Genomic DNA, 14,441 nt, shown 5'->3' on the forward strand with positions numbered 1-14,441 from the left:
TCGACAACCAGTCCCTTACGCGACGGATTGTTTACTTGTTTTCTTTATCCTTCCGGATAATCTGGCGCATCGCTTCTATACCGGTTTCGATGGCCCTGTGCTCCCAGTCCCTGGGATATGTCTTGCTGTCATTGGAATATGCCTTATAATTCGTAGCGCTGACTAAGACTGTAGCCGCCCTGATTCCTAGAGAAGCTGCAATCAGGAACAGAGGGGCGCTCTCCATACTGGTGGACGTGGCTCCGCCGGCTTCATATGCATTCCACTTCTGAATCAATTCATATCCGACCGGCTTTGTCTCCGGCGAATTCTGTGTATAGAAAGAGGCTTTCGTGATCGTAACGCCGACATTATATGGAAACTCCAACTTTCTGGCCGCTTCCTCCAACGCTTCATGAGGTCGAAATCCGGCACCGACGGGAATTCCAGAGGCAGATAATGGCAGCCTACGCCTTCCATGCGCACCGCGCCGTTTGGAATCACCACATCCCCGATCCCCACCTTTTTCGATGTAGACGCACATGTGCCGACCCGGATAATCGTATGAGCGCCGCACTCCACCAGCTCTTCCACAGCAATCGCTGTAGACGGTCCTCCGATTCCGCTGCTTGTCACCGCGACCGGTTCCCCGTCCAGGGTACCTGTAAAGGTACGGAATTCTCTGTGAAATGCAATCTCCTTTGGATTGTCGAAGTATCCCGCTATTTTCTCGCTTCTTTCCGGGCTTCCGGGAAGGAATACGTAGCGTCCGATATCTCCTTTTCCGATCCCCAGGTGCATGACCTTTTTCTGCTCGTCCATCTCTTCCTCCTGTATATCAAATCATATAAATTTTTCTCAAAATAAAATCAGAGTAAAAAAAGACGTATTTCTTTCAAACACGTCTTTTTTCTTCTTTTATTGACAAGAATATCTTACCATTACAGGCAATTGTTGTCAACTTAAACATGCCCTATTATGCGATCAGTTCTGCTGCCTTTCGGGCTGTTTCTTCGATATGTAATTCATTCTCCCTGTCCAGAAGTTCGATCAAATTTCGATCCACATGTTTACTTCCTTCCAAAGCGCCTACAATGGAACCTACAATCGCCGCCACGGTATCCGTATCATAGCCGATATTTACCGCCTCGTATACGCTCTCCCACGCGTCGCCGTTACAGATCATGATAATTCCGAACGCCGCCGGAACGGCTTCCGAAATGTGAAGCCCCGTACCGATGATGTCGTAAATCTGTTTTAATCGGACTTCTTTCGGGAGGGAGGACATGGCAATTGCGATTGCCAGATTCATTCGTTCCACCACGCTGGCTCCGCCTACGATTCTGGAGCACTCTTTGCCGATTTCTTCTCCCCTTTTTGCGCCGTACAGACCGGCCTGAACAATGCTGTAAGGAGTCGCATTCGCTTCAAATGCCTCGCTGATTGCAGCCGCTACGGCGCAGGCGCCGGATATGGCAAGCTGATTATCGTGGCTGACCCGTGTAATGCATACCGCATCATCAATTGCCTTGTCAATATTTCCAGGATTAAACAGGCCGGCTGCTGCGATTTTCATAGCGCTTCCGTTTGTAGCCTGCCTCGCATAATCCACGACTCCGCCGGCATCGTATTCTATTCCCTCCCGTTTCGCCTTCAGTTCCGCTATGGCGCTGCGGGTAGTCGGTCCTGCAAACCTGTTGAAATACCGCGGAATTCCCGACCACTGAATCAGCATATTTTCTACACATTCTGCTTTAATAACGCCGTCATTCCTAATCACTTCTTCGATCAGCAGATAAGTCTGTGAAAAGTCATCCGTTATCTGTCCCGCCTTGTTTCCGTAGGCAAACGCCGTCTGATCCGGCGCCGCCATTTCCCTCAGACCGCCGTTATACTTTTCTCTGATCTGGTCGAAGGTTAAATTTTCCGTAACCGCCCCCATCGCATCGCCGACCGCACAGTAAATCATGCTCCCCAAAATTTTACTATATTTTTCCTGATTCATACTGATACTGCTCTCCTGTCTGTCATATTATTCTCTCTTCCTGTTAAAGCTCCACCAGGACCGGCTCTCCTATGATCGGCACAAATACCGCCGGTTCCAGATTCCGGGCCATGAAATAATAGTAGGAGTCTCCATCCGCGCCTCTGCATGCGTCGTGCCAGATCCCTTTTTTCAGCACTACGATTTCGCCAGGTGAGATCAGAAATGCCCTGATGTCTTCCGCTTTCGCCCCTGTACCATGAGGATCCGAATCGGCCACTGCCAGTACAATCGGCTTATCTCCGCACATGAGCATTTCAGTCGTTAAGTTATGCACTTCCATCGAGTCCACCTCCAGCGGCATGCCGCCCACCATCGTGTAACCCAAACCTGCCGGATGTTCCATGCAGAGCCCCGGGGTCATCCAGCATTCCCATCCACCCGTGCCGGTTCTACCTTCCCCCTTTACTACTTTTGTATATGTTCCGAAGGGCTTAAAATTTTCTTCATTAACCGGTATCGCTTTGATCGTCATCATTCCTCCTCCTTTACGTTTACGCGGACCGGGCCGGGCTGAATCTCTACCCATTCAATTTCCCTCAGGTTATCCGGTTCCTTATTCGTCGCGAGAAAATAATAGTAAGTGTCTTTATCTACTCCGTGGTTTGCGTCATGCCAGATCCCTTTCGCAACGACCGCCACATCTCCCGGCCTCATGATAAACGCTCTTACATCTTCCTCCTTTGGACACGTATCAGGATCGCTGTCCGCCACGGTCAGCACCATAGCCCCGTCGCCGCAGAACTGAGGTTCCTCCGTCAGCATATGGCGTTCCATACTGATGGAATCAAACTGCGCCGCTGCCTTGCATGCGGTGATTCCAAGATTCATCGGTTCATCCACCAGCTCACCCGGTGTGGAATGGGCGGTAAAATCCTCCGATACCCTGGCCGGAATTTCCAACAGGTTTACGTACCTTCCAAACGGTGCAAATCCTTCTTTTGTAATGGGAACTGCTTTTATTGTTTTCATCACTGATTCTTCCTTCCCTCTTAACGATTATGAGTAGTTATAGCTGTCGATGTTCTCCGCATTAAGAACGATACAGCCGTGATATACGTAATTACCGTCTACCGTAAGTTCAATGCCGTCAACCTTGACATCCTCAACAGGAGTTCCGTTTGCCAGAGCGTCCAGAACGTAAACGGCCACTTTGCCTGTCTCCTGAGGATTCCAGCTGAGAATCTGCTTTAAAACTCCACTTTTCAGCCTTCTTTACACTGGGACGGGAAACCGATTCCTGTAATGCAGATCTGACCCATTTCCATATCCCCGTTGTCCACGGCCTGACTTACTGCGGCTGCAGCCTGAGGGGCTTCCGCACCCGCGAAACCGAGGATTCCTTTTAAGTTGGGGTATGTAGCCAGAAGAGTCTGTGCGTTTTCGTACGCATGCTCATTCTCGTCATCGGAACACAGGGTCGCCACAATTGTAATGTCCGGATATTTTTCCTTTAAATATGCTTCCGCAGCCTCAAATTTGGAAACCTGGTTCTCTGCGCTAAGTGAGGCTACCATAAATGCCAGTTCGCCTTCTCCTCCCATTTCCTGAGCAATCATTTCAGCCAGCTGTTCTCCCATGGCGGCGTCCGAGTCAGGTATTACGCAGTAGTCTCTCTCAGACTTCGGGGAATCGCTGTCAAAGGTAATCGTATGAATGCCTTTGCCTTTTGCCGTGGCTATCGTATCCACAACAGCATCCGCGTCGTTCGCCGCTACGCCGAGTCCTACAATTCCCTGGGTCATGGCGTCTTCCATCATCGTAATCTGCTTTGCAGAGTCAGTAGAGGCCGGGCCATTAAAAATAAGGTTGTATCCCAGCGCTCCCGCAGCTTCTTTTGCCCCGTTCTCACAGGATGTCCAGTAATCATATCCCACACATTTCGGGCAGAGATAAATCGATTTCGTCCCATCTGCTGCCGCAGCTCCTGTGGATTCTGCGCTTTCCGCCTTTGCCGCCTCTGTCTGCGGCGCATCCTCCTTCACCGTACATCCGCTTAACATTCCGACCATCATACCGGTAAACAACACCGCCGCCAATGCCTGTTTTCTGTTTCTTCTCATAAATAGTTCCTCCTTATTTATATTTTCCAGTCTGTATCAGACTGCGTTAATCACGTTTTTTCTTCCACTGAATTGCAGATATTACAATCAAAAGCCCTATGATAAACTGCTGGTATGTCGCCGTCATACCCATGTGGTTCAAACCGTTTTTCAGGGTGGCAACCGTTACCAGGCCGAGAAACGCGCCCAGCATATTGCCGGAACCGCCTGCAATGCTGATTCCTCCCAGCAGGATCGCCGTCAGGGTATCCATGTCGTATCCATTTGCGAACTCTGATTCCGCACTGGCAAAACGCATGAGCATAAACAGAGAAGCGACCGCCGCTACACATCCGCTCAGCACGAAGAGCCAGAATTTAATTCCATCCGCTTTTATACCGGAGAACTCACTTGCTTTCGCGTTATAACCGATCGCGTGAACCTTGATTCCAAAGCCGGTTTTCTGCATGATGAATATTGCCGCCGCAAAAATAATCATCATGATAATGAAGCTGATCGGAATTCCCAGAATGTACATTTTTGATACTCTCGTAAAACTCTGCGGCAGGCCGCTTACAGAACGTCCGCCTGTAAGGATATAGCAGAAGCCTCTCAGCATAACCTGTGTTCCGATTGTGGCTACCAGGCCGTCCAGGTGCATTTTCGCAACACAGAATCCGTTCAGGCTTCCCACCAGTGCGCCGATTCCAACCGTAATGACCAGAGCAAGCGGAATTGCCATGCCCATTTTCAACATCCTTGCCATGGAAATCGCACATACGCCCATAACTGCCCCGATTGACAAATCAATATTGCCGGTCATCAGAACAATTGACAGCGGAATCGAGACCATTCCCAGCTCAGCCGTCTGCCTCATCAGATTCTGGGCATTTGAAACCGTCATAAAATGCGGAAGCAGCGCGGAAAAGACAAGTGTCTGGACGATCAGGTACAAAAGCAGCAGGATTACATTCCTGTTTCCGTCCTTTTTTATGTAATCACTCAGGAATTTCTTCACTGTGCCTCCCCCTTTCTCTTTTCCTTTGCATTGACGACATTCAGAATCAGAGCAGCCAGGATAATCGCGCCTGTAACCGCATTAATCCAGTATTCCGAAACTCTCATCTGAATCAGACCATTGTTTATGATCGTGATCAGGAACATTCCGATTGTTCCTCCGATTAAGGTACCGCGGCCGTTGAAATTGATGCCGCCTGCCAGTGCCGCCGCCAAAACGGTCGTACCAAGGGAAGCGCCTGTGCCGGATGTGCTGATCGCCCCGTAAAGGCCGGCATACATCATGGCCGCGTATCCAATCGCCGCCCCGCAGACCATATAACCGCATATGGTAATCCAGTCCGAATTAATTCCGCATTTATCTGCCGCATCCGCATTTGTCCCTACCGCATAAATCTTTCTGCCGAAATTTGTATAATGCAGGACAAAGGTAAGAAATGCCAGGAGCGCCATAGCCATCCAGAAGACATTCGATAAACCGAACATGCGGCCGGAAGCGATCGTTGTGAATTTTTTTGGAAACTGGTTTACCCAGAAACCGCCTGTAATGATGACGAGGATTCCCCGGAATACGTAATTGGTAGACATCGTCGCAATCAGAGCCGGAACTCCAAGCTTCGTAACGATCGTTCCGTTGACAGCTCCGCAGGCCATACCCATCACGACACTGGATAAAATAGATACGGGAATGGGAACGCCCATTTTTACCATCGTACCGCCAAGGGCTCCGGATATCGCCAGGATTGAGCCTGCCGATAAGTCAATTCCGCCAAGGATAATCACTATCCCTACGCCCAGAACACAGATGCCGTTCACCGCATACTGCTGAAACAAAAGGCGTATATTGGTAGGTGTCAAAAAGTTATCGGAACAGACAGAAAATATCCCAAATACGATAATCGAAAACAGTGTAATGATGATTTCCTGCCGCTTCAACAGCTTCAATATCTTTTTGTTATGCATCGTCTCTCCCTCCTGAAATACCGCCGGAGGCTGCTTTTAGCAGAATATCCTGCCCCAGGTCCTTATTTTCATATTCTCCTGATATCTTTCCCCTGCACATAACTACGACCCTGTCGCTGACCCCCAGAATCTCCGGGACTTCTGAGGAGATCATCAGGATTGCCAGCCCCTCGTTCGCCAGTTTGTCAATCATTTTATAAATTTCGCTTTTGGCTCCTACATCGACGCCCCTTGTCGGTTCATTCAGGATCAAAAGGCCCGGACTGCGGTCCAGCCACTTTGCCAGCACAACCTTCTGCTGGTTGCCGCCCGAAAGCCTCTGCACCTCCTGGTCCTGCCCGACGCACTTTATTCTGAGGTTGTCTATATGTTTTTGAACCGTTTCATATATACGTCTGTTTTGTAAAATCGCATTTTTTTCATAAGAGGTTAAATTCGCCATGACCGTATTTTTGGCTATATCCATCATGACTACAACGCCCTCCTGGCGCCTGTCCGGGGGCACGTATCCGATTCCCACGTCCATGGCGGCACGTATTGAATCTTTTCTGATCTCTTTTTCTTTATAGAATACGGCTCCCTCGTTGCGTTTTCTGATTCCCATGAGCATTTCAGCGAATTCTGTAGACCCTGATCCCGCCAGACCGTATAATCCGACAACTTCCTTCGACCGTACGTTTAACGATACGTTTTTCAGTCCGTCTCCCGAGAATCTTTCCGCCCGAAGCACCACTTCCCCGAAGTCCCTTGACGTGTGAGGATAATAATCTTTGATTTCCCTGCCTATCATCATGGAAATCACTTCGTCTACCTTTCCTTCCGCCATTTCCACGACTCCCACGTTGCGGCCGTCCCTGAGTACGCTGACCCGGTCACAGATCTGTTCAATTTCCTTCATCCTATGGGAAATATAAACGATTGCAGTTCCCCGTTTCTTCAGCATATTTACAACGTCAAACATCTTCTGTACTTCGTTGTCCGGAAGCGCCGCCGATGGCTCATCCATAATCAGGACTTTTGCATTAGAGGATACCGCCTTCGCAATTTCCACCAGCTGCTGTTCCCTGACGGAAAGCAGTTTCACCGGCATATGTACATCCAGGTCGGCACCCAGTTCTTTCAGAACACTTTCCGCGTCCCGGTACATCTTTTTCCAGTTGATTACCCCGCAGCGATTTCTGTATTTCTTTCTGTCCAAAAAGATATTCTCTGCCACAGAAAGCTGAGAAAACAAGTTGAACTCCTGATGAATAATGGAAATTCCCATATCCCTGGCCTTACTCGGATCTGAAAATTCCACCTGCTTTCCTTCATATAAAATCGTACCGCCGTCGTTTGTATAAAGACCTGTGATAATCTTCATCAATGTGGATTTTCCGGCACCATTTTCACCAACCAGCCCCATGGTCTCGCCGGGGCAGACTTCAAAGTCGATTCCTTTCAAAACCTGAACTCCGAAGAAGCCCTTTATGATCCCGCATGTCTGTAAAATAGGCTCTGCCATATCAGTTCCTCCCTTAAATGGATACAGACTTTTGTATCCCTCCGTTTTACCTTCTTATCCCATATACCGTCTCATCAGTGATTCCACTTCCTCCACCGGCCGTACTCCGCCTTTCGGTCCCAGCCGGGTAATCGAATAGCTGGCGGCCATATTTGCAAACTTTGCAGCCTGGTGAATATCCATGCCCTCCAGAAGGCATCGGATGAATGAGCTGTTAAACGTGTCGCCTGCTCCCGTAGGGTCCACCGCTTCGAATGGTACCGCCTTCGTTCTGTCGTTTTCATCCGGCGTATACGTTTTGCTTCCTTCCTTTCCCAAAGTGACTGTCACACACTTCACTCCTTTTGAAAACAGCATTCTCATGTAAGCTTCTTCATCCATCTCCCCGCGAAACTTCTGAATTGCATACTCATTAAAAAAAAGAATATCCGCACACTCAAAAAGCTCTTTGTCCTCTTCCGTATAATTGGAAGCTTCTACGTCAAATACGATCTGTGCTCCATGGGATTTTAAATCTCTTGCCAGCACTACCGGATTTTGAAACCTTTTCATTTCATATACGGTGGTATAGATATAGGCTGCGTTCCGGAAAAGCTCCAGCCTCTCTCCTGTAAGCTCCAATGCTTTTTTCTCTGCATCCACTACGAGAATCGTCCTCTCGCCCGGCGTCAGTACGATGATGCATTTCGTATCAGGCAGCGTCGGATCAACGAGTACAGGCGATGTATCCAGTCCGTATGACTGCAGGTCTTCGATCAGTTTTTTAGAACCCGGACTGTCGTTTATTACATCATAGTAATACGTTTTCACCCCGTACCCGGCAAAGACACATGCGGCATTGGGAATCATGCCTCCTACCTTCTTCCCTGCGCTCTTTACAAGGCCCTTATTTCCTTCCTCAGGCCACTCCTCTGCCGTATAGTACTCATCTGTACAGACAGCGCCGGCAGCCACGATATATTTTTCCTGTTTCATGAATAGTAAGCCCTCTCAATCTCCGATGCCAGGTTTTCGATATCAATGTGATTTGTTTCATCAATCAGCCTCATATATTCCTGAGGCAGGTTGCTCATCCCATACAGCGCTCCCGCTACCGCGCCGGCCATCGTCGCGACCGTATCCGTATCGTCTCCGATATTAACTCCCATCTTTACTGCGCCGAACGCGTCTTTCGGATTAGCAGCCAGAATACCGAACACACATGGAATCGCCTCTGCGGCCATCAGCCCTGCTCCTATGATGTCCCTGAGTTCCAGCATCGTCTCTTCCCATCCCATGCCCTGTCCGGCAATCTCAATCGCCAGCTTGATTCTTTTCACCACAGACGGCGCAGCCATTCTGTGCCCCATTGCCGAGCCTATTGCAAATCCTCTCTCTGCCCCGTATATGCCGGCTTCCAGCACATCCTTCAGTTCAGCGCCGTCCTCCATCGCTTTTGCCGTAGCCGCCGATATCGCCGCGGCTGCCGATATCGACACATTGTTAGGATGGGTAGGCATGCAAAGCGTGGCCGCATCCTCAATCGCTTTATCCGGATTTCCGGGATTAATCAGGCCCGCGCAGAATATTTTCATTCCTGATCCGTTCGTCCCCTTTGTATTGTCACATGCGATATAGTGATTTTTGTATGGAACTTCAATTCCCTGAAGCTTTTTTACTGCCGCAAGCGTAGTCGGGCCGGCAAACCTGAGAAATTCCGGATATTCCGCCCACTTTAGGACCGCTCTCTCCGCAACTTCATTGTCTACATTGCCGCCGCACCTGGCCAGTTCAAGGCCTGTGAAGTAGGCCAGACTAAAATCGTCCGTAATCGCTCCCGCCGGGAGATCATGGGCAAAGCAATCTGCCGGTGGTGTGAATAACGTCTCTACAAAACCCCCGAAGTCTTCTTTAATCCTCTCCGCACTCCTCGTTTCTGTCAAAGCTCCCATTGCATCCCCAAATGCCGCGCCAAATATACTCCCCAATAGCTTATCCTTCGTCCCTGTCATGTTCCTCAACCCGCCCTTTCTTTCACACGAAAATGGTTATCCATAAATGGCTATGTATTTCCTTTTTTATCACTATGTTACAATATATGAATATTCATATTTGAATTCTAGCACACTTTTTCATTTCAGTCAATATAATAACTATTCATTTTTGTACAATATGACCATTCATAAATCACGCATGAGTGTTTTTTTGACAAAAGGCACATATGAGCGGGGCCTGTCGTTCTTCATTCTTCAGTCATCAAAAACAGTTATGGACGTAACAAAGAGTTCCGCAAGCGGAACTCTCGCGCCTGCGGCGGGTCGCTTCAGCGACTTGATTCCCTTCCGCCGCAGTGCGCATCCATAGCGGAGCGTTTTTTGCTTTCTAGGAAATCATACGCTTTATCACTTTACATTAACAAGGTCTTTCCTAGAAAGCAAAAAAGGCGTTCGACATTAATCATTCAATGTCAAACGCCTTTTTATTCAGGTATACCGGTATCTACCAAATATATTTCTCCTTGGCTGTTTCATTTTTCAATAAATGCATATTCATATCATAATCTGTCTCACAGACTGTAAATGTAACTTTTAACTTCCCACATATCCACCTGCTTATCTGGCGGCGCCATAATATTCCATGGAGAGCATCTGGGAGATTCGTTCCAGATCAAAGCCATTCACATGATCCAAAATTTCTATCCACGATTTGGGCAGTGATTTTGTACCATATAAACAGCCGCCGATTGCACCTACCAATGAAGCGATCACACTTGTATCATCTCCTATATTGACTCCCATCTTCAGTGCCTGTATGAAATCCTCCGGACATGCCGCCAGAATTCCAAATGCACATGGCACAGATTCTGCAGCCTGTCTCCCCGTTCCAATTAAATCACTCAGCTCCTGCATGCATTCTTCCCATGTTCCGCTGCGCCGTCCGATGTCAACCGCCAGACGGATTCGTTTTTCTACAGAGGGAGCCGCCATGCCTGTCCCCTGCTCATTGCCCATTCTACAGCCTTCTGCCGCTCCCCAAATGCCGGCTTCCAGAACATCATCCAGCACTGCAGTCTCATCGAGTGCTTTGGCAACCGCCGCCGCGACTGCGGATGCCGCCGCAATGGAGGCGCTGAATGGGTGAGTGACTGCAGCAGCCGTCACAGCATCCTGTATTGCCCCCATGGGATTTCCCTTATTAATCAGCCCGACAGGGAATATCTTCATCGCCGCTCCATTGGATGCCACGATCATATGATGTTCATTTTTCTGTGTGGAAACATCAAATTCCCGGTCCTCTTTCCACCGCTCAACTGCCGCGTTGATTTCCGGTTCTGCTTCATTTCTGTATTCCGGGTATTCGGCCCAGGCCAAAAGACCGTTTTTCGCCGTTCGGCAGTCACATTGCCATTGCATTTCACCAGCTCAAATGCCAGGAAATAAGCCTGGCTGAACGAATCGGTAACCGTCCCCGCCTGTTTTTTCCCTTCCTCTTTTCCTTCAGCCGTCTCAAACGATTCGATATAGCAGCCATACTTTTCCAGTATTTCTGCAGGCGACATCCTCTCCGTAACCGCTCCCAACGCGTTACCGGCGGCAGCCCCCAAAAAGGCTCCCAGTATTTTGTCATAAATATCCTTTTCCACGGTTTTCTGAGTACTTCTCCTGGACTGGATTACCGTTGAAAACAAATCGGAACGCTCATAATTCTCACAGTACTCGATCGGTTTTCCGAATTCATCACAGGAAATCCGTTCGATTGCCAGAACCGGTTCTCCATGGCTGATCTCCAGATAATCTGCCAGTTCCTCCGGACAGCTCACCGCACGATATTTTTCCTCCACAAAATCGAAATAGATATCCGCCTTTTTTTCCAATATCTTGTACAATGATCCCGTTACCAGATCTTCCTTATGGAAATCAATCCCTTTTAAATATCTGGATGCAAGATAAGCATCGTCTACACACAGCGGAATCAGGTCCACGTATCTGACGCGTCTTATATGAGTAATCAGATCTCCCTGCGGAACAATCAGCTTGTTGCTCAGTTTCTTATCCGCCGGAATTTCTTCAATGACAATTACTTTGGAATGCACTTCCCGTCCTATATTGCGAAAACGCAGACCTGAAAATCCATCCAGGCGGTTATCCTTTGTTATCTCTCCCGGTTTTGTAATAACAAAGGTTCCCTTCCCCTTAACTGCTTTTAATACGCCGCGCCTTATAAGCTCCTTGACTGCTTCTCTGATTGTCGCCCTGCTCACATGAAATCTCTCCGACAGTTCATTCTGAGTCGGGATCAGATCCCCCACAGAATACTTATCCTTAATGATATCATCGAGAATCTGGTAACAGATGTTCATGTAGACAGATCCCCTCTGCCTGTTATCTTTTTCTCCCATTTCCGCCTTCCCACTTCGCCTCTCTTTAAGCAATAAAGGAGCTGATTCATGCCGATTATCACACGTCCCGCTCCTTGTTGATCCTGTATTGATTTTTCCGCAATGGCCTGTTTTCAAATAATAGTAAAATTTGTACCAATTAAGTTTGATCATATCATGGTTTGGTGTTTCTGTCAATATAATGCATGGCTAAAGCCGCCATTAAAGCACATAATGAGTATGCATTTAAAATACAGTATCCCCGATACCAGATAAAACGACTTTTGACGCATGGAGCGAAGTCTGGTATCGGGGACGTGTATGATTTTACTTTCTCATCATTCTTTCTTTCCTATTCGATCAGTCCTGAAAGACAGACATCAGCCTCCTGATCGCCACTACGGAATCTACTTTATTGCAAAAGCCGATTTCGTCCTGGTCGCATGTGCTTAAAAATCTGTGGTCACAGACGATCATACCGTTAAATTTCGGATCTTCATACTCGACTCTGGCATTGATCATCTCCAGCTGAGCCAGCGTCGCATCCTCTGCGATCAGCATAGCCAGAGGGTCATGAACGACGCACTGATCAACCAGTCCCATAGATACGCGGTGGAATTCGAAATAAAATCCGAGCGCCTCTTTCAGGTACGCTACGACCTTTTTGTTCTTTTCACCTGCGTAGTGTTCCAGCTCTTCAATATTCTGCTTCGTAATGTATGTTTTCATCGTCACGTCAAGTCCTACCAGAGTCATATGGAAGCCTGCACGGAATACGATATCTGCCGCTCTTGCGTCTCCCGCAATATTGGCTTCCGCAACAGGAGATACATTGCCCGGAACTCTCAGGCAGCCGCCCATGGTTATAAGCTTCTTTACCTTTTTCGGAAGTTTCGGATCTTTTTTTAATGCGTTTGCCAGATTCGTAAGGCGTCCTGTGGAAACAATAATCAGGTCTCCATCCAGCTCATTCGCTTTGCGCACGATAAAATCTGCTGCCTCTTCTTCCAGCAGTTTCTGGCTGCTCTCCGGCAGATTTACATTGCCGATTCCATTGTCCCCATGAATATGAGCCGGCGCTGTCTCGCTGTCGCCGTCCAGGGTCTCAGCCGCACCGACAGCCACGGGAACCTCATAGCCGCAGTCAGCCAGCTTGACAAGGCGAAGCGTATTGTCGGCGGACTGTACGGGATTTGTATTCCCAAAAACCGTCGTAATTCCCTCCACATGAATATGTGGGGATTTTAACGCATATAAAATAGCTACTGAATCGTCAATTCCCGTGTCACAGTCAATTAAGATCTTTCTTGTACTCATTTTTCTTTTTTCCTTTCGTATCTGTTTGATTTTTTAGCTTATTCCCTCTCGTCCGAAGACGACGCCCTTTCGTCCATCTTGTGCTCCCACAGAACGTATGACGAAAACCTGGGCCGGCTCCGTATCTGTTCACATGGTCCGCGGCCCACCGCTTATCTCATGCTGGAGTATACCCTGCCGTTCTGTAATCCTCCCCGGTACTGAGCCATTTCACTGACTGTCACCATCTGGATTCCTCGCCTGTGAAGTTCCGGGATAATCTGAAGCGCTGCGTTTCCTGTGGCTGTATAGAGTTCATGCATAAGAACAATGTCTCCGTCTTTAATAGTTCCAAGCACCTTGTTAACCGTTTGAGCCGTATTTCTCGTCTTCCAGTCCAGCGTATCCATGCTCCACAGCACAATCGGTTCCTGCACTGCCGCCAGAACCATCGCATTTTTGTTGCCTCCAGGCAGCCTTACCGTTGCCGGCCTCACCCCGGACACCTCCTGAATCGCCGCAGCCCCTCTATCGATCTGTTCTCTGATCTGGGCGCTGTTCAGCTTATTTAAAAGCTTATGCTCGTATGTATGATTCCCGATCTCATGACCTTCCGCCGCCATTCTCTTCATTTCAGCGCTGTAGGTTCTGCAGCGGTTTCCAACCACATAGAAAGTTGCCTTTCCCCCATATTGAGCCAGGCAGTCCATAATCTGGTTTCCCACCGGCGCATAGGGACCGTCGTCAAAGGTAAGGGCCACCATAGGTTTTGACGGATCGATCCGGCGCCCCGTTTCCTGTGTTCCTCCGTCTTCCTGATCATTCCCTGCTGTATTCCCTGATGTATTCTCATCTGTCGACTGGCTGCCCTGGGCCTGACTATCTTCTGCCTGTTCTCCGTCTTCTCCAGTTGCAGCGGATTCCTCTGCTGCATTTTGGGTTTGTCCTGACTGGCCGCTCTCCTCATTTGTATGTTCCTGCGCGCCGCCGTTATCAATCGCTTCTCCCGGCCCTGCCGCCGTTTTCTCTTCTGTGTTTTCCTGAGCCGGAGGCTCTGCCTCATTCCCATTCTCATCTACCCATGTAGCCACTCCCGGGCCCTGGTCGGTATTCGTCCATTCGTATGCAATTCTGCCGCTGGCCGCCATAACCGTGGTTTGGGGCACCGCACACAGTGCGGCAACAATGCAGACTGTCCATAACTTTTTCACACGAAAACCTCCTTCATCTTGGGAAGCA

The 14,441-nt window shown here is 48.8% G+C and carries 16 protein-coding genes; all 16 read right to left on the reverse strand.

The features are described 5' to 3' along the window. Positions 1-31: 31 nt before the first annotated feature. Positions 32-388, reverse strand: coding sequence for a hypothetical protein (locus tag DXA13_RS22795; RefSeq protein WP_347559701.1), 357 nt, complete (start codon positions 386-388; stop codon positions 32-34). Beyond that, on the reverse strand, positions 274-801 hold the full coding sequence (locus DXA13_RS04685; RefSeq protein ID WP_347559702.1) for a nucleoside phosphorylase: 528 nt from the start codon (positions 799-801) through the stop codon (positions 274-276). The genes DXA13_RS22795 and DXA13_RS04685 overlap by 115 nt, the downstream gene beginning before the upstream one ends. Positions 802-955: 154 nt before the next feature. Next, entirely contained in the window at positions 956-1,984 is a 1,029-nt protein-coding gene (locus DXA13_RS04690; RefSeq protein ID WP_118242155.1) for an ADP-ribosylglycohydrolase family protein, read from the reverse strand. A 43-nt stretch (positions 1,985-2,027) separates the two neighbouring features. Then, complete coding sequence (locus DXA13_RS04695) at positions 2,028-2,501, reverse strand: ureidoglycolate lyase (RefSeq protein WP_181995532.1); 474 nt, start codon at positions 2,499-2,501, stop codon at positions 2,028-2,030. Further along, on the reverse strand, positions 2,498-2,995 hold the full coding sequence (locus DXA13_RS04700; protein WP_118242157.1) for an ureidoglycolate lyase: 498 nt from the start codon (positions 2,993-2,995) through the stop codon (positions 2,498-2,500). The genes DXA13_RS04695 and DXA13_RS04700 overlap by 4 nt, the downstream gene beginning before the upstream one ends. A gap of 27 nt (positions 2,996-3,022) precedes the next feature. Next, complete coding sequence (locus DXA13_RS20905) at positions 3,023-3,175, reverse strand: hypothetical protein (protein ID WP_181995533.1); 153 nt, start codon at positions 3,173-3,175, stop codon at positions 3,023-3,025. Between the two features lie 53 nt (positions 3,176-3,228). Next, positions 3,229-4,086, reverse strand: coding sequence for a substrate-binding domain-containing protein (locus tag DXA13_RS04705; RefSeq protein WP_118242158.1), 858 nt, complete (start codon positions 4,084-4,086; stop codon positions 3,229-3,231). A gap of 46 nt (positions 4,087-4,132) precedes the next feature. Beyond that, positions 4,133-5,083, reverse strand: coding sequence for an ABC transporter permease (locus tag DXA13_RS04710; RefSeq protein ID WP_118242159.1), 951 nt, complete (start codon positions 5,081-5,083; stop codon positions 4,133-4,135). Continuing rightward, positions 5,080-6,045, reverse strand: coding sequence for an ABC transporter permease (locus DXA13_RS04715; protein WP_118242160.1), 966 nt, complete (start codon positions 6,043-6,045; stop codon positions 5,080-5,082). Before DXA13_RS04715 ends, DXA13_RS04710 begins: the two co-directional genes overlap by 4 nt. After that, a complete protein-coding gene (locus DXA13_RS04720) occupies positions 6,038-7,549 on the reverse strand; it encodes a sugar ABC transporter ATP-binding protein (RefSeq protein ID WP_118242161.1) in 1,512 nt (503 codons plus the stop codon). The genes DXA13_RS04715 and DXA13_RS04720 overlap by 8 nt, the downstream gene beginning before the upstream one ends. 54 nt (positions 7,550-7,603) lie before the next feature. After that, the gene (locus DXA13_RS04725) at positions 7,604-8,524 is read right to left on the reverse strand and encodes a carbohydrate kinase family protein (protein WP_118242162.1); all 921 of its coding nucleotides are present in this window, start codon (positions 8,522-8,524) and stop codon (positions 7,604-7,606) included. Then, positions 8,521-9,540: an ADP-ribosylglycohydrolase family protein gene (locus DXA13_RS04730; RefSeq protein WP_118242163.1), complete on the reverse strand. Its 1,020-nt coding sequence runs from the start codon at positions 9,538-9,540 to the stop codon at positions 8,521-8,523. Before DXA13_RS04730 ends, DXA13_RS04725 begins: the two co-directional genes overlap by 4 nt. A gap of 600 nt (positions 9,541-10,140) precedes the next feature. Further along, entirely contained in the window at positions 10,141-10,851 is a 711-nt protein-coding gene (locus DXA13_RS22320) for an ADP-ribosylglycohydrolase family protein (protein WP_278287029.1), read from the reverse strand. Beyond that, positions 10,776-11,927 (reverse strand): GntR family transcriptional regulator, encoded by a 1,152-nt coding sequence (locus DXA13_RS22325; protein WP_181995534.1) that lies wholly within the window; start codon positions 11,925-11,927, stop codon positions 10,776-10,778. Before DXA13_RS22325 ends, DXA13_RS22320 begins: the two co-directional genes overlap by 76 nt. 339 nt (positions 11,928-12,266) lie before the next feature. Continuing rightward, positions 12,267-13,223 carry a nucleoside hydrolase gene (locus DXA13_RS04745; protein ID WP_118242166.1) on the reverse strand — a complete coding sequence of 319 codons (957 nt, stop codon included), beginning with the start codon at positions 13,221-13,223 and terminating at the stop codon, positions 12,267-12,269. 152 nt (positions 13,224-13,375) lie between these two features. After that, on the reverse strand, positions 13,376-14,413 hold the full coding sequence (locus tag DXA13_RS04750; RefSeq protein ID WP_243008976.1) for a polysaccharide deacetylase family protein: 1,038 nt from the start codon (positions 14,411-14,413) through the stop codon (positions 13,376-13,378). Positions 14,414-14,441: the final 28 nt, after the last annotated feature.

This window comes from Clostridium sp. AM58-1XD (genome assembly GCF_003464085.1).
In the GTDB taxonomy this organism is placed as follows: Bacteria; Bacillota; Clostridia; order Lachnospirales; family Lachnospiraceae; genus Lachnoclostridium_A.